We start from the raw sequence: 19,761 nt of genomic DNA, 5'->3' as shown, positions 1-19,761 counted from the left end.
ACCGGGGACGCGGGCCGAACAGCGGAAGCGTGCGGAATCGTGGGGAGCGCAGGGCGGCCGAGGCTGCTCCCTGGCGGTTCACCGAGAGCCACCTACCCGAGTTCACCCCGGGGACCCTGGACGCCGCCGCGATCCTGAAATCGGTCAACGAGACGCTCCTTCCCGTGGTGGAGAAGGAGTTGGAGGAGGCGACGGAGAAACTGGGCGCAGCTCTGGCCGACAAGGAGACTGAGGCCGATCTGGTCTCCGCCCTCCGGGCCGAGCTGATGCGCCGAGTGCTTCCCCAGTTCACCGAAGCAGTACGCAAGGGTGTGCTGGAGAGTATCCGCACACGCCAGATGCACCTGGCCCAGCTGGCCGTCCTGCACCGGCAGGCGCTGGACGCGAAGACCCTGAAGGTGGTGCTGACCCGCCTTGACCACGAGGCGGCGAAGGCCGGCCTGCAGATCGTCGGCGACACCGGCGATCAGTCGCTGTTCAACGTCGTGGAGGACCAGCCCGGCGTGATGAAGAGAGGCCCGGTCACCTTTGAAGTCGTCGCGCCCGCCTACGTCGACAAGGAGTCGGGGAAGCTCGTCGAGCGCGGCTGGCTGCGGGCCGTTGCCAAGGTCCCGCCCGAGGATATGACGCCCCGACAGAGGCGGAGAGCGACCCATGCCAATCTTGAGAAGAAGCAGCCGGAGAAGGAAGCTCCTGCACAGCCTGGGACAAAGAAGTATCACCGGGGTCAGGACCCTGAGAAGCAACAGAACAGAGGCAACGGAGCATCGCGTCCCCGTCCTGCAGTAAACGGAGACCGCCGGGCGATGCGGAAGGGAACGCGATGACTTTCGGTATCGACTTCGGCACCAGCAACTCCGTGGTGGCCCACTGGAACGGGCACGCCACCGAATTGCTGCCGGTCGACGGTGACAACGTGCCCGCCCAGTGGCAGATGTCGGAGTTCGAGCAGCTCTTCCCCTCCGTGCTGTCCGTCCGCGACCTCCAGCGGACCCTCTGCTTCGGCTGGGAGGCGAAGACCGGCACTAGTGAGCCGCTCGACGCCGTGAAGCGCATGCTCGGCACCCGCTCCGGTGCCGAGAAGGACAGCGACATCGACGGCCTCGAGGTCGCAGCCCAGCTCGAGGAACACCACGTCTGGGTCGGCTCGGAGAAGTTCCACAGCACCGTCGCGGCCGCCGCCCTCTTCAGCCGGATGAAGGAAGGCGTCTCCGCCCAGCTGCTCGACCTCTCCGACGCGGTCGTCACCGTCCCCGCCAATGCCACGGGTGGCGCCCGCTACCGCACCCGTGCCGCGGCAGCGCTCGGCGGGGTGAAGGTCCGGGCCCTGCTCAACGAGCCCACCGCGGCTGCGATCTCGTACGCCCACGATGTCCCGATCCCCGGCCGTTTCCTCGTCTTCGACTGGGGCGGCGGCACTATCGATGTCACCGTCCTCGAATACGACGACGGTCTCTTCGAGGAGCAGACCTCCCGCGGCATCACCGCCCTCGGAGGCCTGGAGTTCGACAACGCGCTGGCAAAGCTGATCCAGCAAAAGATCGGCCTGACCGCGGACCAGCTCACCAAGGCCGAACGACGCCGGTGGCGCCGGTCGGTTGAGCTGACGAAGATCGCCCTGTCCTCCGTGCCGATGGATGGCACGCTCTTCTTCGACCTCCCGGTCGGCCTCGCCCCCTCAATCTCGAGGCGTGAGGTGAGGATCAGCGCGGCCGAGTACACCGCGGCGATCACCCCACTCATCACCCGCGCGTTGGAGCCGGTCCAGCAGGCCTTGGAAGACCTGGCCATCGCTGCGGACGACATCGACTCCGTTCTGATGATCGGCGGCACCTCGCAGATCCCGCAGGTGCGTCACGCCCTGGGCGAGCTCCTCGGCCACGACCGTATCGTTGACAGCGGCCTGTGCCGGCCCATGACCGCCGTTGCCCGAGGTGCAGCCATCTACGCGGCCTCCCTCGACGGGGAACTCGGCGACGACAGCGACTTCTCCTTGGTGACCAGCTACGACCTGGGTACGGCCGTGAGCGCGGGCGAACAGAAGGGCTTCCGCGCCATCATCCGACGCAATGCCACGCTCCCTGCGGAGGGTTCGGCCAACTTCTACCCGGACACGCCGGGTGCTTCCTTCGTGCGCGTGCCGGTGATCGAGGGCGAGGTTGGCTACCCGGCGGACAGCGACCGTGCCTTTCCCTTGGCCAACATCGAGGTGGATCTCCCGACCCGCGAACAGGACATCCGCCGGAACACGATCGAGATCAAGTTTCGCTACAACGAGAGCGGCATCCTGCGCTTCACCGCCACCCACGTGGCCACCGGCAAGCAACTCGCCGAGCGCGAGATCGATTCCTTCGGCCCCGACGGCACCCCACTGCAGCACGGCATTGGCGATGAACTGACCCGCCTTTTGGCCCACACCGTCCGCCCGTTCGCCGACGGCTCCTCCAACGTCCGACACCTCTCGGCAGCCGAAACAGCCAACGCCCACCCCGCACCGATCGACATGGCTGTTCGCGTGGTGGAGGCCGACCCTGCGGTGACGGTCAACGGTGAGCCGCAGGGAGTGGTGACGGGGGGACTGTGACCAGCCTCTGGATCGCGTCCCGCGAAGTTGTGTAGCCGATCAAGCAAGCGGAACGCCCAAGTTGCGGCCTTGGTTACCCTGGCCGGTGGCCTCGTTGGAGCTGATGGGGGCCTGACCGGCGACGATCGCCGATGCGCCCGCGGCGGGGCGAGTACGACGGTCCCGGGCTGGAGGTGGCGGGCCATGGTCGACTACATCACGAGAGGGGGTACGACCTATCTTGATGCTGAAACGATGATCGCGGCACTCAAACATACGCCCGTTCTGACGGTGCGCCACCTGGCTGATCGCGCAGGTCGTGCTGGGCGGGAGGCGCGGCGGGCGCTCAGTAGGTGGGTCCGTAAGGGCTCCAGCCGCGCATGAACGGTTTGAGATCCTCGGCGCGGGGGTCAGGGATTTCCGGAAGCAGCGGTGAACCGTTGAGGGGGTTCAGGCGTTGCACGTAGCTCTCGGCCCATGCGATCCATGCCTCGGCTTCGTCCCTGGCCGGTCCGGTGGGCAGACTCTCTGCGTGGAGGCGGAGGGCGCTGACGTACTCGGTCAAGCCCGCTGCGTGCCGCCACGCTTCTTCTTGCGCTTCGAGGTGCCTGACACGGTATGCCTCTGCGTATTCGGTCGTTGCCCGCTGCTTCGCGGCTTCCCAGCGCAGGCGCCGCTGCTGTGCTTCTTCTAGGTCGGCCTGACGCTTGCGTTCGGCCGCCTCTCCGCGGAGACCAACCTCTTGCACGATCTCGGCGAGCTGGTCCTCAAGGGAGCGTGCGGCGGTGTCGGCCCACTCGTCGGCCCGGTGCGGCTGGCCGCCACTGAGCACGATGCGGAGACGTTCGGACGGGGTGTAGTCGAAGCGGGGGATCCTGACCCAGGAGTACTGCTTGGCTTCGGCGAGTTCCTTGTCGGTGGCGATGTGCTCTTTCCGGTCCTGTTCCTGGAGGACAAGGAACCCCACGGTCTGTCCCTGCGCGGTGATGGTGAAGTGGGGAGATGCCCTGCGTCGGCGATGGTGCGGGGGCGCGGTGCCGGTCGTTCCAACCGAGGATGAGAGTCCTTGTGCCTCGGTGGCGGTGATCAGTGCCTGGATGAACCGGAGGGCGCGCCCTTGGACGGGTTTGGTCAGGCCGAGTGGCTGGGGACTGTCCTGCATGGCCTTGACCACGGTGTGCGGGCGAGTGAGCCGGGAAGGGACAGGGACGGGTTCGAGGACGGCGAGGCGCCAGGCGGGGATGTCGACGAGCTTGATTTCGTACCCGTCTCGGCACCAGCCTCCGTAGAGATCCTTCGTCTTCGGGATCCTTCCGGACCTGCGTGCCGCAGCGATGCGGGACGGCCAGTTCACGGAGTCCGGACCGCCGTCGCGCTTGACGATCCGGCCACCGGCATCCGAGAGCTCTTGCAGCAGCTGCTCCGTGAACGTCATGCGCTTCTGTGGCGGAGGGCTTGTCTTTCGCCTGGCGGTCGGGGTTCCTTGCGCTCGGGTGGAAGGCGGCTGTGGCGCGGCCTGGGCCTTCCGCGGGCGTGACCTGGCAGGGGGATACGTGCCATGCGCCAGATAATGCTGGCCGGCGCTCGTCAGGGCGACGCTCCACAGTCCGCCTTTCCGGGAGACCGTGACCAGGCCCCGGTTCTGCAGTGCCTGGCAGGTGGTCTTGTAGGAGCTGGTCTCCCATATGCCGGCAGGGCACCCGGCTCCCACCCACTGCAGCACCGAGAGCTGCCGCTCATTGACCTGCCGTTCCAATGGCCTGCCTTCGACTCGAGGTTGACGTACAACGGCGGCATGTTGTCAGGTCCGCTTGTCGGCGACGGGTGTTTTGCGACAATTCGCTCGAACGAGCGGACGGACGTGGCTGCGCGCAGCCGAAGCAGCGCACGGTGCTCTGTCTGGCGTGACTACTCTCTTCGCCCCGCCCACCTGCTCTGAACCACTACCCCTCGGATGCTGTCCTCGTTCCCCCGCCGTGTTTCGTCACCCGAGGACGGCACTGGATTCGAACAGCACCGTACGTGAACGCCTGGTCGGTGGCCTTGCTCGACCAGATGTACGCCTCGCCTGGGCGGAGCTGAGCGAGTTTCTCGGCGGTGAGGCCGGACAGGGCCGCGTTCGCCTTCTGCAGGTGCTTGAGCCAGGCCGGGGAGGTGAACTTGTGCAGGATGATGTGGTTGGAGAGCTCGATCAGCTGTACGGGGACGGACGGCGGGTCCTGGCTCGCAACCAGGATGCTCATGCCTTTGTGACGCATTTCGCGGACGGACTCGACCAGGCCGGCCACGAGGTCGGGGCTGTCGATGTACTTGTGGGCTTCGTCGAAGACGACGAGTTTGTTGAAGCGGCGGTCGCCGTCGCGGGCGTCGGCGAAGAGCTGCATCAGGACGACGAACAGGCCGAGGGCGTCGTCCTTTTGGATCAGGTTGTCGCGCAGGTCGACGATGACGAGGCGGCCGGGCCGGATGAGGCTGGTGAGCCGGACGTTGTCGTCGATGTACTCCGCGGCCAGACCCAGGCGGTCCTCGGCGAGGTCCTTGATGTGGTCCGGCATTCGGGAGTTGGCGAGTTCCTGGCGGATCGCGTCGAGCGTCAGGTTGTTGCGGTGCTTGCGGATGGCCCTGGCGATCTGCTTGATGTACGTGGACCGGTTTCCGACGGCGCCGAGCAGGAATGTCCAGTGCTCAGCCTTGAGTTCGGCGGAGGAGAACGCCAGGGGGCGCACTTCGATCCCTGGGTATTGCTCTCGGCGATCGTCGACCTGAGCCTCCGGCGTGAGGAGGAGGACGTCGGTCAGGGCGTGCGGCTCGGCGCCGTAACGTTCTTTGAGGGCCGCGAGTTGGGCGCTGTCGTCGTTGGGGTGCACCATCGAGGTGAACTCGGGCGCGTAGTCCTGGGACTTGCTGTAGTGGAAGACCACCGTGGCCAGCGGGTGGGGCAGAACATTGACGGGCGGGGTCGGGAGCGACGCCGCTTCGATGATGCTGCCCAGGGTGTAGCTCTTGCCGCCGCCCTGGACGCCGAAAAGGCTGATGGTGTGGGTTTCGTCGAGGTCGAGGGAGACGGTGCGGCCGGCGGCTTTCCCCAGCACGCCGTGCTGGGGTGAGGGACGGGTGACGCCCAGGTAGATGTCCGGTTGGTGGGTGCCGGGGGCGCCTGGACTGGAGGGTGGCGGGGCGGGGGCCGGAGCGTCCGTGGCAGGGGCGTCGTGGAAGTCCTGCGGGTCGGGTGCGGTGGCCTCGGGGGATGGTGTGTCGGGCACCGTCGCCTCCGGGGTGGGGGGAGCGGCGGGCGGTCCGGGGTTGCTTTGCTCGTCGGCAGGGGGATCGGGATTCGGCTGCGGTGGCGCCGGTGCTTTGCCCGTGCGAGGTTCGGGTTCTTGCTCCGGTGTCGGCTGCTCTGGTGCGGCGGCTTGCGCGTCGTCCGCGCGGAAGGCCGCGTCGGCGACTCGCGGGACGGAGAGTGTGAGCAGGGCCAGCGTCGGAGCGGTGGCGGCGTCGTCCGGTGTCGGGGTGTCCGCGTCGCTTCCCGTGGGCTCGGCGGGTTCGGCGTCGTCCTGCGGTTGCGATCCGCCCGGTCGTACCGTCGGGATCGCGTCGATGAGTTCGGTGATGAGGTCGTGGCCGATGCGATGGAACTCCACCTCGCCGTCGGTTTCCTGGTCGGTGCCGGGGCGGGCCAGGTCGAAGATCAAGCCGCTCTGGGTGAAGCGGAGCTGGTAGCCGTCGTCGAGGCTGTCGAGGAGCTGGTGGGCTGCCGTGCGGCTGCTCCGGTTCAGGGTGCCGTGGCGGGCGGCGCGCTCCAGGTAGAAGCGGAGCATGGAGGCCAGGGTGAGGTTCTTGACGGGGCGGTCGACACGGTCAGGGGTGGTGAGGTTCGGGTCGAAGGACTCGGCGAGCACGGACTGGCTGCGGGCCAGTTGTTGGGTGACCTTGGTCTTGAGGCGCTCGTACGCGCCGACGTCGTCGAGCGCGGTGTAGCACTTCACCTCCACAAGGCGGCAGGTGAGGGTCTGTTGCTGCGCGTCGAGATGGAACAGCGCGAGGTCGCTGCGCTGGAAGGAAAGGGCGTCGCCCAGTTCACGGGCGTGGCGGCGGGCCTCCGCGTACAGCTCGGGATGGGCGTCGAGGGGTACGACGATCTGGTTGTGCAGCACACCCTGGTAGTCGAGGTAGAGACGGGCCAGGGACAGGCCGAGGACTTCGGTGCGCTGGTTGGGGGCGGTAGATGCGAGCTTGAAAGCCAGGTTGCCCGACAGGAGTCGAAGCTGGTCGAAGAACGTGTTGAGGTGACGTTCCGCGATATCGAGCCCGTGCTGCTGCGCCGTCGGGCCGAGAAGGGTGCGCAGTTCGTCGACCGAATTGGAGCTCACCATCATCTGGTGGGCGAGTGCGCTGCCTTGCGGGGGTGCGTAGTCGATGACGTACTCGGGCCTGCCGTGTCGTCCGGCGTTGTCGAAGTACTCCAGTCCCAGCGTGCGGTCGATGGTGACGACCCAGTCGCCGGACTGGTGTGCCCGGTAGAGGAGATCGCGGGCGTCGGTGTCGAGGGACAGGACGGTGCAGGGGACGTTGCGCAGGGCCTGGCCGGCGGTGGCCACGCAGGCCGCGGCGGTGGCGAGTAGGGCGGGCAGGCGGCCCATGAGGTTGGTGAGGTCTTCGGCGTCCTCTATGGCGAGGGCCGTGCCGTGGCGTGGGGCGGTGCGCCAGACGATCTGTTGGTCGTCGTCCTCGTACGTGGAAGCGGTGGCCTGCACCAGGCCGTGGACCGGCGCGTGAGTGATGGGCCGCCGTGGTGCGGAGGCGTGTTGCTCGCCGCCGAAGGCGTCGATGAGGACGGTGAGGTGGGCATCGAACTCTGTCGGCCGTCGGGTGAACTCGCCCATCGAGCGTACGGAGTGGACGAGTTTGGCGGTGCGTGCCGGGCCTGTGGTGTGCAGGAAGGCTTCGGCCTCGGCGGAGGAGATCTGACTCTGCGCGTTTTGCAGTTCCGTCAGGGCGGCGCCGGCCTCGGGTGCCTCGGGGTCGGTGACGCACAGGCGGATGTCGTAGGTGAGGTCCCTGGTCGTGGAGCGGCGCTGCAGTTCGAGCAGGGCATCGGCGACGATCTCGGCTCGGCCCGCGTTGACGACGTTCATGACGAGGGCGGTGACGTACGGGTGCAGACGGACGTAGCGCTCTATGCGATCGGCCAGCGCGATGCCGGACAGCGCGCCGCTGCCACTGGTGGCGGCGCGGGCGCTTTCGGGAGGCAGATTCAGGGCAGTGGTGAGCCGGCCGAGCACCCCGCGGGGATCGGCGGTTTCACTGGGTAGGTACGCGCCCCAGTACGGGGTGAGATTGTCGGCTGCGGCCATGAGCCGCCCGTCCTGTCGCGGGACGGCGAACGGGAAGCCGAGCGGTGCCAGCGAGGTGAGCAGGGACTCCCGTACCGACAGGACGGTCTTCTTGTCCCCGGCGGCGAGTCGGCTTGTCCAGGCCAGGCCGAGGGCCGACCAAGTGGCCAGCCACAGTGCCCGCAGGGGGTGGGTGGGGGCGACGAGTAGAACGGTGTCACGTCGGCCGGTGCCGTCGGTGAGGGTCGCCGCCACGCAGTCGATCTGCTGGATTCGGGCGAGTGCCTCAAGTGCGCTGCCTCTGGCGGTATCCGTTGCCCTTTCGACCTGGAGGGCCGCCGCGTCGACGAGTTCGGCGTACGCCTCGGCGTAGGCGGCGAGTTCATCGCGCACCCGCTCGAAGTCGACCGCTTCGCTGACCAGGAGCTCGGCGGTTTCGGTGGGGCTGGTCGCCGTGCCGGTGATGGCGCTGAAGTACACCCGCCGTGCGGCGACGAAAGCCTCGTAGGCCTCGCTTGCTCGGCCGCTCAGTGTGTGTCCGAGATTCGCGTCATCGCCTTCGCACAGCTGTGAGCGGCCGTCCGGGTGCAGCAGCATCCGGCGCAGACCGGTGTCGTCGGGGTGGGCGAGGAGGTGCTGCTGGGCCTGGACGAGCAGTGGGGACAACCGGATCTCACCGGTTCCCGCGGCGTGAACCTTTGTGCTGAGTGTGCGGTGTGGGCTGCGGGCGCTGAACGCCTTCCAACGAATATCGGTGGCGGCGACCAGAGCCGGGTCGTCTCCCGCCGCGAGCGCGTCCAGCTGAAGGGAGCGCAGGGCCTGGGTGAGGCCGGGGAAGCGTCCAGCGCTGCGCTCCGGGGGTTCCTCTGCCTCGGCGTCGGGGACGACGTAGAAGCGCTCGCTCTCACCGCCGGGTAGGTCGTGGGCGCCGGGGGCGACGCCGAGAGGTTCACCCTGCGCATCCAGAGGGACGACGCGGATGTAGTGCCATCCCTCCTCCCAGTCGATTCTGTTGAGGCGTTCGAGTGCCTTCTTGTACTCGGGCTTGGCGGTCTTGCCCTTGCCGACGTGGGCGGCCCGGCCGATGGGGCCGCCGCTCTCGGAGACGATCTCCACACGGAACTTCTCCAGCCCTTCCACCTTGCGAGGGTCTGGATGCACGGCGAAGCGTGCGGTGATGCTACGGACTCCCTTCTCCCCGGTGAGCAGATACGGCTGGCCTGCCATGGCGGCCAGCGCCGGATAGTCCTTGAGATGCTGGGGGTTGTCGCCCGCCGAGGGCAGGCCGAGCTCGCGGACGTCGATGGAGACGGTGGCGCGGCGTCGCTCATCGATGCGCCAGTTACCGAAGGACAGGCCCCAGTTCTCCCTGTCGACGACGATGCGACGCGTCCAGGCGGTGGGTTCTTCCAGGCCGCACCGGGTGGCGAAGGCGGCGAGCCGGGTGGCGAAGGCGCTGTCGCTGAGGCCGAGGTCCAGGACGCGCTGCCGTTCGGAACGCGGCGAGTCGGTGAGCCTACGCACCAGGCCGTGGTTCCTGTCGACCCGTTCCCGTACCAGGGCGGGGTCGGCGAACAGGTCGAAGTCCGGTACGAGGCCGAAGTGGTAGACCGCAGCCCCGGCGACCTGGTCGCGGTATGTGTTGGCCTGCAGGGTAAGGAGGTACTGGGCGACGGCGCGATCGCTTGCGCGCCATCCCTCCGCACGGTCGCGGACCGAGGCGAGCAGTTCGTCGACGGCGGGACGCAGCCGCTCGGGTACCTGGTCGAGGAGGTAGTCGGCGAGAGAGGTGTACGCGTCGCCGAGCGGGACTTCTTCGAACGTGGCGATTCCGAAGGAGTCCTCGGCACTGACCCGGGTACCGGGCGGCACGAAGACCAGGAGCGGGCCGGGCAGGGAACCTTCGCCCTCGCTGCGGTTGCGGAGCTCGACCAGCTTGGTGCTGCTGACTCCCACGTCGTGCAAGGGACCGTCAGGGGTGAGGTCGTCAGCAGGGCAGAGCAGGCAGACCGTGGCGTCGGGACCGAGCGCACCGCGCAGTCGGCGTACGAGAGAGGTGGCGAGCTCGGGTTCGACCTCGGTGACCCGCATGCAGTGCCCGGCGCCGCGCTCGCCGACGAGCTTGGCCAGCCGGGGCACGAGGACGCCTTCGAGGGCCTCACGCAGATCCTTGGCGGTGGTCTCGACCAGGCCCGTCGTGCCGGTCGGGGTGCTGCTCATCGGGTGCTGACTCCCGTCCGTGCGGTGGCGCCGATGGCGTACCTGGGGGTGATGGTCTGCGTCAGGTAGGCGTCGGACATGTCCTGGTAGTAGCCGATCTCGCGCAGCCTGTTGAGGAAGGCGGCGGAGTTGGCGCGCAGCGCCGCCTGGTCGTCCAGGTGAGCGCCAGTGAAGCCGTCGCCGTCGGGCAGCCGGTCGATGTACAGCCCGTACCGGGTGCGCAACAGGGCGAGGAACGCGTCCACCCGCATCGGGGCGGTGGCCAGATTGCCGCTGCCGTCGGTGCTTTCGCGCAGGAGCGACACCTGCAGGAGCACTTCGAGAAGCCGTCCGTCGAGGACGAACCGGCGTGCTGCGTCTGCGCCACCCCCGCGCGGCTGGACCAGCAGAGCGCCAGGACGGTGCTTGAGCAGCATCGAGTCGAGGCACTTCACGAATTGACCCCGGTAGTAACGGCCGCGATAGTGCATGAGCATCTCGGTGTACTCGTCGAACGGATCAAGTCCGAGCTGGATGATCTGCTTGAGCTCGGGCGGGAGTTCCTCTTCCTCGTCGCGCACCCGGTTGACACGCTGGAGGAAGAAGGCGTCGCGGTCCTTGCGGCGCTTGTTGTCCAGGAGCCGCAGCGCCTCCTCCGGGGTGAAGTGGTTCCGGCCGGCGGGTCGGCTCAACGTGCCGGCCTTGGCCAGGGACTCAGCGAAGTCGTCGAGCTTCTTCACCTGGTAGGTCGCCTGGATGAAGCGGGGGATGCGCCGGTACCAGATGTCCGCGCTGTGCTCGGCGAGGGCGGCGGATGCGGTACCGGGCGTGCCGTCTGTGTCGAGGAAGAGCCGCACCCGGTACGGGCAGCGGTCCGCCGCGGCCTGCGAGCTGTGGCCATTCCGGCAGGCGGCCGGCACCGCAGCCGTTTCGACGGCCGCGGGCAGCAGCTTCATCATCCGCAGGTGGTACAGCGCCAGATGGAAGGCGAACAGCGTCTTGAGGTAGTCCACCAGCACGGTGCGCGGCATACGGTCCTGGTGGTAGAGAAGCCGCATCACGTCTTGGCAGAGCAACTGTGCGGGCTCGGCACACAGCGGCGGATAGGGAGTCCGGGGCTTGCTCGTGTCCGCCTGGTCCCGGACCTTGCCGCCCGCGAGCTCGACCAGGTGCAGCAGCGCCTGCGTCTCCACGTCAGTGTCCGGCCCGGGGGTGATGGTGCCGGTCGCACGGTCGACGTCGGAGAAGAAGAACTCGCGCAGTCCCTTCAGCGCGCCCTCGTCCGCGCAGAGCATTTCGTACAGCTGCTCATCGGCCCCGTACGGACGGGATTTGCGGCTGTTGCGGAACCGATAGGTAAAGCCATGCAGCGGCCTTGGCGCGGCCACCGCTTCATCGGCCCGGCCACGGTTGACCATGTCCATGAGATGGGTGATGGTCCAGCGGGTGGTGGTCTCCCGGTCGAAGCCGTCGAACACCTCGGGATGCTCCAGGAACAGCTTGACGAACACATCGACGTCGAGCGTCGACGTACGGCTGATCTTGCTGGGCATGCCGTGGTGCCACAGCCGGGCGAGCAGCGCGGTCAGGACCCTGTCCATGTCCAGCGGCTTGTAGTCGATCCGGCTGACACCCGGGTGGTGAAAAGTACCAAGCGATCCCGTCAGCGCCATGCCGTCTCCTCCGCCCCGTCGGCGTGTACCTCGTCGTCCGGCTCGCGCGCTGCGTCCACCCCGTTCGGCGCGACGGACGCCAGGTCTTCCATGTGCAGGACACCGTCCTCGGTGCGGTGGACACGGCGCAGGTCATGCCCGTGCGTGGTCAGGAGCACCTCCTGATACGGGACTGCGGCCAGCCGGTTCTTGAACACGGCCAAGGCGAGCTGCTGGCCCTGGATGTCGGCCACGGAGGGCCGGTACCCCTGGCCGAAGCGCTGCAGCAGCTCGAAGAGATCGAGCCGGATGTCCAGCTCCGCAGTGCCACCCTGTCTGCCCGCGGGGTCCCGGTAGCTCAGCCGCAGCGCCGTGCGGCCGGATTCGACATACGAAGGGGCGGGCGGATCCGCGGGCCTCAGCTGGAACCCTTCGGCGGGGAAGCGCCGGTAGCTGCGGATGAGACCGCCCGTCACCTCACGGACCTTCAGGGCGAGACCCTCCCCGATGCGGTCCGGAGCCGTCAGCCCTTCACCCCGGTTGAATGCGTGCAGCACCATGTCGCGCGCGGCGTCGATGGAGGCATCAGTGCTCAGCAGTTCCACGAAACGCAGCACCGAGGCGTACGGCAGCATTCGCTGGGCCCGCTCCTCGTCGTGGAGCTCGAAATACAGCAAACGGCGCGCCGCGTTGAGGTAGCTGCGGTGGTCGGCCCCCTGGCCCTGCTGTCCTTGTCCACCCCGGCTCGCCCGGCCCAGCGCCGCGAATTGCTGCTCCAGCAGCACCCGATCCCGGTTTCCGCGCCCGTCCACGGTAACCAGTGCGCCGTCCTCCAGCAGCCCGGCATAGTCGAGGCGGCGATCGAGGCGCGGCTGCGGTACGGCGGCGACATCCGCCTCGCGTAGCAGGGACAGCAGCCGGTCACGTTCCCTCGGACTGCCGTCCTCGGCCGGGGGAGTGCCGAGATGTGCGGAGAAGTAGAAGCTGTCCAGGACGCTCTGGGCGTCACCGGCCGCGTACAGCCGCTGGATTTCGGCGCAGTCGCGGCCCGAGGTGAGGGTGTACGCCAGCGCCGAGCGCAGGTCACGCAGCGTGATGTGCAACTTGCCGCGCAGCTGGGTGAGTTCGTAGAGCCGACGCAGCCGGCGCATCGCCTGAGGGCCGGCGGAGGGGTGTTGGAAGGTCTGTGCGTTGTGCCGGGCGTAGCAGGTGGCGGCGAGGTCGCAGGACGCGCAGTCCTCCCAGAACCTCTCGTGTGTCATCCGCGTGAGCATCCGCTCGAGCAGCGACTCACCGTCCTGCGGAACGCCGTCCGTATCCTTCGGCCGGGCCGTTACATCACGGGCGTTCAGGTTGACGACGGCGACGGTCTGCCCCGTGTCCCGCCCGTCCAGGCCCAGGTTGACGAGTCTGGCGAGGTACGGATAGCGGTCGTGGTGGTGGCTGAGAAAATCGATCAGCCGCCCTTCGTTGACGGCGATCAGCCGCGTCTCGCTCCCGATGCCCACCCATCCGGACTCGTCCGGCCCGGCGAAGGGCGCGAAGAACTCCTCCAGGACGTCGTCCCCGCTCACTTCGCCCTCGTCCTGGCTGCCGTCGTGGTTGGTACGGAACCGGCGGCCGCCCAGCGTGAAGTCGCTGCCGTTGGACCGCCGGGGCCCGAAGTCGGCGCCCAGCTCTCGGGCGTGGCGCTCGAACCGCTCCAGGAACGCGGTCTTTCCGTCGCCCGCGTTCCCAGTGACGATGACGAGCGCGTGCTCCCCCCGCCGCAGCGCGGGCACGAGATCACTGTCCAGGGCGGTCTCGACGTACACCGACATGGCATGCGGGTCGAGGCCCCGCGTGCCGCGGTTGCTGCGCCGACTCTGGCTGTACAGGGTCTGCAGATGGGCGACGAACGGGTTGGTGTTGGGCTCAGGCGAGGACGGCTCCTCGGGGCCGCCGCCGGACGGCGGCGCGGGAGGCAGCTCCGGGAGCTCGGGCAACGGCGGAGGGGGCACCGGCACATCCCTCGCCGACTCCAACGCCCGCAGCGCGTCCAGCAGTTCCTCGGCGGTGGTGAACCGCTCACCACGGTACGGAGAGATCGACCGGAGCAGGATGTCGGCGAACTCGGGGGCGAGATCGCCGAAGCCGCTGTATGCGATCCGCGGATCGATCGGCGGGACACCGGGCAGCGGAGACCTCGCATCCCAGGGGTACTGCCCGCCGGTGAGCGCCTCATACAGGGTGACCCCCAGCCCGAACAGATCACGGTCGACGTATCCGGAGGCGTTGGCCGGTACCTGGTCCAGGTCGGGCGGGCTGTAGCGGGCGCTGGTGTAGGTGTGGCCCTCGGAGGAGTCGGCGGTTTTGGCGATGCCGAAGTCGATCAGCTTGACGCCGTCGTCGGTCCACAGCAGGTTGCTCGGTTTGATGTCGCAGTGCCACACCCCGAGGTCGTGAATGTGCCGCAGCCCGCGGGCGGTGTCCGCGGCCAGCCGCAGCACGTCCGCCGCACCCATCCGCCCGCCGCGGATCACTTCGGCGACGTCCTTGCCGTCGACGAACTCGAAGACGAGATACGGATACGGATCGGGGGCGGGCAGCCGGTCCGCGTCCACCATGGACACCACGTTGGGGTGCGGTGCGCTCTGCAGCCGCTGCAGAACGTCGGCCTCGCGCTTGAGCCGCTCAAGGACGGAGTCGCGGTCCCTGAGGACCAGCTTCACCGCCCGGTCCATGCTCCTTATCGTGTCGTACACCCGGTAGGCCACGCCGAATCCGCCGGGTCGGCCCAGCCGGTGGCGCACCAGGTACTTGGTGCCGAGCTGGAAGTCGGCGGGCAGGTTCTTGAAGAAGTCCGCCCCACGTGGCCCATCTGGGCCGCCGGGTCGGTCGGCGGCGGGTTGCAGTGCGGGTCGAGCGGCGGAGGAACCGATCCGCCGGGCAGGGGCCTGGCCCGCGCCGATCGCCAGGTCAAGGCGGCGCAGCGCCTCCAAGGCACTCGGCCTGGCGGTGGGATCGCTCGCGCACAGCGTGCGCAGCCAGTGCGCCAGCTCCACTCTGACCCCGGCCAGTTCAAGCCCGGCGTCCGGCAGCCGGCCGGCTGCCTCGGCCTGCTCGGTCACCGAACCGAACGGCAGCTCCCCGGTGAGCAGTTGATAGCCGATGACACCGACCGCGTACACATCTGAGGCCATCCCCATGGCGGCCGCGTCGGCCTGGCATTCCGGAGCGAGATACGCCGGGTCGGCGACCTGCCACGCTTCGTCCAGTACGGTGTGCCCGCGCCGTTGCGCGGTCTTGGCGTACTCGAAGCCGGTCAGCATCGCCCGACCGTTCTGCGCGATCAGGACCGTGGACGGATTCAGCTCGCGGTGCGCGATCCGCCGGCTGTGGGCGTGCGCGAGTCCCTGCAGGACATGCCGAATGGTACGCAGTTTGGCGTCGGCGGTCAGCGGGTCTGCGGCCCCGGTCAGATGCAGCTTCAGCGCATGCCCGGGGACATCGTCGAAGACGGTGACGTACGCACCCCGGTCCTCGACGGCGAAGAAGTCCCGCACCCCGACGATGTTCGGATGCGCGGGCAGCTTGCCCAGCGCCTCGTAGGCGATCCCGATCCGCTTCTGCTGCCGCAGCCGCTCCGCCTCTGGTGCGTACGGGTCGGCCTGGCGCACCTGCAGCCGCACCGTGCCCGAACCCTGCACGGCCAGGGCGTTCTTCGCCCGGTACTCGTCCAGTACGTCGGCGCCGTCGGCGTACTGGGACTCACTGAGCCGCTCGATCACCTCCCAGCTGCCGAACCTGAGTGGCCCGGAGGGGGCGCGAGACGATCCTCGTACCGTCTCCGCAATCGCTGCGTGATGCGCGGAGATGTCCGCGTCGAACCGCCCGGACGACACGGGGATTTGGGTGGTGTCCGCCAACCGCCCGATCAGGTCGGCCAAGGTAACGGTCGCCTTCGCGTCACGCTGGGCGGGTGTGCTGTCCAGCAGGACCGCGTCCGGGGCCGGGAGGACGACCAGGGCGTCGGTCCAGAGGCGGGACAGCGGCAGATGCGCGGTTTCCAGGATCGTCTTGAGCTGCTTGGCGTGGCTCTGCAACTTGGGCACCGGGCTGCGGAACGGGGCCCGCCGCGCCGGATACCAGCGGCTGCCGTCTACCTCGATACGGCCGCGGGTGCCCTTGACGTCTATGACGTACACCGCGTGCCCGGTGACCACGACGAGGTCGACCTCGAACAGGCGGTTCCCATGCGGGATTTCGACGGAGTGCAGGACCGTCCAGTCGTCTGGCGCGTGATCTCTCAGGTGCGCGATCACGCGCCGCTCGGCATCGTTGACGGCCTCCCCAACAGCAACGATCCTGGCACCCATCAGCCAGCGGCCTCCTCGATGGCAGCGGTGAGCAGCGCGAGCGCCCTGTCCTCAAGGATGTCGGCGCGGTCGCGGCATTGGTAGGCGGAGCGGACTGTGGTGGCGATGCGGTCGCGGTCGGCGGGAGAGGCCATGGGGATCGGCAGCGAAGCGACCAGGCCCACGTGGATGCTTTGCTGCCCCCCACCGGTCAGCATGCTGCGAATCAATCGCAGTGCAACCGTCGACCGGAAGAAGGCCAGCAGATAGGCTCCCGTGATTTCGCTGGTGCCCGACGTGACTCGCAGGAAGTCCTGGCTATAGGCGTGCTGAAGCCAGCGTCCGGTCACGAGAGTGGCTCTGCCGAACAATCCACTCTCGCTTGGCATGCCATGACCGCCGATCATGACGGTCTCGTCTGGGACGAACACTCCCGCAGGGGCATGATTCGGGCTGATGACGCGACCGTCCTCCGGGCGGATCCACCAGCCTTGACGCTGTCCCACGAGCAGCCGTCCGCCGTGTTCGTAGTTGGCATCGACGCGCTTGAAGATCGGCCCGTAGCGCAATTGCCCATGCGAGCAGATTTCCCCCAAAAGGCCATGTGGGACTGAAGTGAGTTGGTCCTGGAGCTGGCGTGACCTTTCCCCGTGGTTGATGGCACGAAGCGTGACTGGTGACAACTGTTCCACGACGAAGCCAAGGTCGCGGGGCTGCTTGTGCCAGTCGAATTCCGTCAGTTCGGGCAGCCCATTGCTGTCGAAGAAGTCCTCGGTTGCCGCGACGAGTTCGGCCTGGTGCCGGGCCCGCAGCGTCGCGCTTTCCTCCACAAGTTCGTGGATCTCGGACTCCACCTGCTCACCGAAGCGCGGCACCGGCAGCCCCGTAAGGTGGTGCGGCTCGATGTGCTTAACGGCCGAGCCGTACACCGACCCGCGTACGAGCGCTTCGCCGAACCGGCTGAGTAGGAAGGCGTAGAGGTAGCCCGACTTGATTTTCTCGGGATCGGGCTGGACCTTGAGTGTGTCCTGCGAAGACCACATGCCGCCCATGTCTGGACGGACGTACGCCCGTCTGCCGGCATTGAACCCTGAGCAAGAAATCAGCGTCATGCCCGGTTGGAGTTCCAAGTACGATAGCGCCGCCGAGTGGGCGTCCTTTTTCCTGAGCCGGGGAAGCCCGGTCAAGTCGGCGACCATCATGTCCTTCGTCCCGAGGAACGGCACGCTGTGCTCGGGGTCGGTGAGGTAGACCCGCCGGAACATGGGGCCGTTGAAGATTCCCCCGTTGTGCCCCGCTGTCAGGCTCGCCAAGGGCACCTTCTCCGGAAGCCCTTCCAACAGCTTCTTCACCTTCAGCGCGTCCGAGACGTACGGCGAGGCATCAAGCCGGAGGCCCTGATCCCGGAACCAGGCGGACGTCACCGGGTTCGACAGCTCGGCGATCTTCACGCGCCCGCCTCCGTGCCCTGGCGTGGGTCGGCACCCGGCTCCGGGTACTTCGCCCGGAACTCCCGGTATTTCTCCGCGATGATCGGCAGATCATTGTCGATGACCGGCTTGCTGCGACGCAGCGGACGTACGACCTTCTTGCCGCGGATGCGCAGGCGCTCCTGCTCGACCGAGGTCTCCACCACGATCTTTCCGTCGGGCTCGCGCTTGAACAGGTCGTTCCCGCGCCGGTCAAAGCCGACCTTCTCGGCGACGGCCATGAAAACCGGGTAGTCCTTCTCTGTGCGGAGCCGGTGGTTGCGGACCTCCTGGTCCGTCTTGCGCTTGAGAAAGAGCAGCGTGGTGAGGATGTTGACGTTGGCGTCGACGACGAATGTCTCCACCGGGAGTTCGACGCTTGCGAGGACCCAGCAGCGCTCCAGGATGTAGCGGCGGATCGCCTCGTCGGTCGGGCCAGGGTTCGACAGGATGCCGTTGGGCAGGACGATGCCGATCCGGCCACCGGGCTTGACCCACTCGATGGCACGCTGGATGAACAGCTGCTCGGGGGCCATGCTGCCCGGCCGGCTGGTCAGGCTCTCCTCGATCTCGCCGCTCTCCTTGTTGCGGCCCCAGGACTTGGCGATGCCGTCACGGAAGGAACCCAGGACCGACTCGTCGCTGACCGGGATGTCCGCGCCGAACGGAGGATTCGTCAGCAGGACGTCCACGGTCTCGCCGAGCGGGATCTTCTTCTTCGCCTCTTCGACGCCCGAGAGGTGCCCGCGCGGGAAACCGAGGGAGTCCATGTGGAAGACGTTCCCTGTGGTCTCCGCAAGCGTCATGATCGCCATGGTGGTGGCGCGGACAAGGAAGGGGTCGAAGTCCGCACCCATCAGGTGCTTCTCCGCGTACTCCTTGAGCTTGTCCCGGTAGCGCTCCCTCTCCTCGTCGGTGTCCGGGAAGCCGTAGGTGCCAGCCTCCTTCTTCCACGTGTCGCGCAGATGCTTGAGCGTGGCCTGCAGGAAACCGCCGGTGCCGCAGGTCGGGTCGAGGACGGTCTCGTGGTCCTTCGGGTCGAGGATCTCGACCATTAGATTGACCGCCCCGCGCGGGGTGAAGTACTGGCCACGATCGCCGCGCAGATTCGTGCCGACAAGCTCCTGGTAGGCGATTCCCTTGGCGTCGACATCAGTGGCGCTCAGGTCGTACGAGGCGATCTCGCTGACGATGAAGGCCAACGCTCGATCGGACAAGGTGATCTCGTCCGTGGGTTTGAAGACGTCCTTGTACTCGCGCTTGACGTCCTCGAAGAGCTCCCGGATGCGGGTGCTGATCGCTGCCCGGCCATCTGGCTCGAACATCTCCTTCAGGCCAGTGCGAAACCGGCCGTGACCGGTGCCCCGGCTGACCCGCTCGTCGTACATCTTGGCGAAGAGCAGATAGAGGAACTGCCAGAACGCGGCGTCCTTCGGCATGCCCTCGTTGCCGTGGATGTAGTTGTGGCAACGGCGGAACGCAATCTTGAGGCGCTCCGGATCGGCTCGGCGCAGCCGCTGGTGGGAGGCGACAGTGCGGCTGCCGAGAGTACCGTCGGCGACGGCCCAGTCACTGCGGTCCTCAAAGTCCGCGCCGAAGTCGCTGACCACCTTCTTGAGGAAGAAGTAGTCGACTCCGTCCGTCCACATCCCGTCCGCGCACAGCGGACGGTCCTCGTTGCCCATCAGCTCCTGGAGGGCTTCGAGGTCCTTGCGTGCCTGGTCTGGCTCCCGCAGCTTGACGACGTTCTTGCCCTTGCCCTTGGGCTCCGGCTTACAGATCACCACTCGGCGCAGATTGGCGGTGTTGTGTACAGCACCGGACTCGAAGATCGCGATGTCGGCCGTCTTGGTCCGCTTGCGCTTGGCGCCCTCTTCACTGACGGTGACGCGGAAGTCACGCGCCATGTCGGCGGGGTCGATCCCGTGCTCGTGGACGAGGGCGCGGGCGGTGCGCTGGCGGACCTTCTCCTTCTCGGTCTCTTTGATCGCCTCACCGGTGATGTAGTCGACGATCTGCCCCTCTTCCAGGGCCGTGACCTGGGGCTGGGTCTCCTCCGCCGTGGCTGCCCGGCCTGCACCGTCTTCCGGCTGCTGTGGGATGCCCAGGTCCAAGGTCAGTTCCTCCATCGACGTACGACTTCTTCCCTGTGCTCGGTGGTGCGTGTGATGCCCGCCGCTCTGGGCCGTGTCCGCTCCACAGGCC

Annotated in this window: 8 protein-coding genes; 2 read left to right on the top strand and 6 right to left on the bottom strand. The window is 67.7% G+C overall.

Annotated features, from left to right (window positions below; all coding sequences use genetic code 11):
- Positions 1-29: 29 nt before the first annotated feature.
- Together ACFU95_RS21640 and ACFU95_RS21635 are read left to right on the top strand one after the other, a co-directional pair.
- Positions 30-827, top strand: a complete 798-nt coding sequence (locus ACFU95_RS21640) for a hypothetical protein (RefSeq protein ID WP_383829920.1) — start codon at positions 30-32, stop codon at positions 825-827.
- Complete coding sequence (locus tag ACFU95_RS21635) at positions 824-2,584, top strand: Hsp70 family protein (protein WP_383829917.1); 1,761 nt, start codon at positions 824-826, stop codon at positions 2,582-2,584. The genes ACFU95_RS21640 and ACFU95_RS21635 overlap by 4 nt, the downstream gene beginning before the upstream one ends.
- 325 nt (positions 2,585-2,909) lie before the next feature.
- Here ACFU95_RS21635 and ACFU95_RS21630 read toward each other — a convergent pair whose 3' ends face one another.
- The 6 genes from ACFU95_RS21630 to ACFU95_RS21605 form a co-directional block, all read right to left on the bottom strand.
- Positions 2,910-3,998 (bottom strand): hypothetical protein, encoded by a 1,089-nt coding sequence (locus tag ACFU95_RS21630; RefSeq protein ID WP_383829914.1) that lies wholly within the window; start codon positions 3,996-3,998, stop codon positions 2,910-2,912.
- 508 nt (positions 3,999-4,506) lie between these two features.
- Entirely contained in the window at positions 4,507-10,119 is a 5,613-nt protein-coding gene (locus tag ACFU95_RS21625) for an ATP-binding protein (protein WP_383829911.1), read from the bottom strand.
- Positions 10,116-11,771: a hypothetical protein gene (locus tag ACFU95_RS21620; protein WP_383829908.1), complete on the bottom strand. Its 1,656-nt coding sequence runs from the start codon at positions 11,769-11,771 to the stop codon at positions 10,116-10,118. Before ACFU95_RS21620 ends, ACFU95_RS21625 begins: the two co-directional genes overlap by 4 nt.
- On the bottom strand, positions 11,762-16,108 hold the full coding sequence (locus ACFU95_RS21615; RefSeq protein ID WP_383829905.1) for a protein kinase: 4,347 nt from the start codon (positions 16,106-16,108) through the stop codon (positions 11,762-11,764). The genes ACFU95_RS21620 and ACFU95_RS21615 overlap by 10 nt, the downstream gene beginning before the upstream one ends.
- Positions 16,108-17,538, bottom strand: a complete 1,431-nt coding sequence (locus ACFU95_RS21610; RefSeq protein ID WP_383829902.1) for a restriction endonuclease subunit S — start codon at positions 17,536-17,538, stop codon at positions 16,108-16,110. Before ACFU95_RS21610 ends, ACFU95_RS21615 begins: the two co-directional genes overlap by 1 nt.
- Positions 17,535-19,685 (bottom strand): restriction endonuclease subunit M, encoded by a 2,151-nt coding sequence (locus ACFU95_RS21605; protein WP_383829900.1) that lies wholly within the window; start codon positions 19,683-19,685, stop codon positions 17,535-17,537. Before ACFU95_RS21605 ends, ACFU95_RS21610 begins: the two co-directional genes overlap by 4 nt.
- Positions 19,686-19,761: the final 76 nt, after the last annotated feature.

The organism is Streptomyces sp. NPDC057623 (assembly GCF_042800355.1).
Lineage (GTDB): Bacteria > Actinomycetota > Actinomycetes > Streptomycetales > Streptomycetaceae > Streptomyces.
This window is presented reverse-complemented; position numbering and strand designations above follow the sequence as displayed.

Coding starts and splice junctions, on each gene's coding strand:
- ACFU95_RS21625 (WP_383829911.1), bottom strand. CDS start 10,119: ATGAGCAGCACCCCGACCGGCACGACGGGCCTGGTCGAGACCACCGCC.
- ACFU95_RS21615 (WP_383829905.1), bottom strand. CDS start 16,108: ATGGGTGCCAGGATCGTTGCTGTTGGGGAGGCCGTCAACGATGCCGAG.
- ACFU95_RS21630 (WP_383829914.1), bottom strand. CDS start 3,998: ATGACGTTCACGGAGCAGCTGCTGCAAGAGCTCTCGGATGCCGGTGGC.
- ACFU95_RS21635 (WP_383829917.1), top strand. CDS start 824: ATGACTTTCGGTATCGACTTCGGCACCAGCAACTCCGTGGTGGCCCAC.
- ACFU95_RS21605 (WP_383829900.1), bottom strand. CDS start 19,685: ATGGAGGAACTGACCTTGGACCTGGGCATCCCACAGCAGCCGGAAGAC.
- ACFU95_RS21620 (WP_383829908.1), bottom strand. CDS start 11,771: ATGGCGCTGACGGGATCGCTTGGTACTTTTCACCACCCGGGTGTCAGC.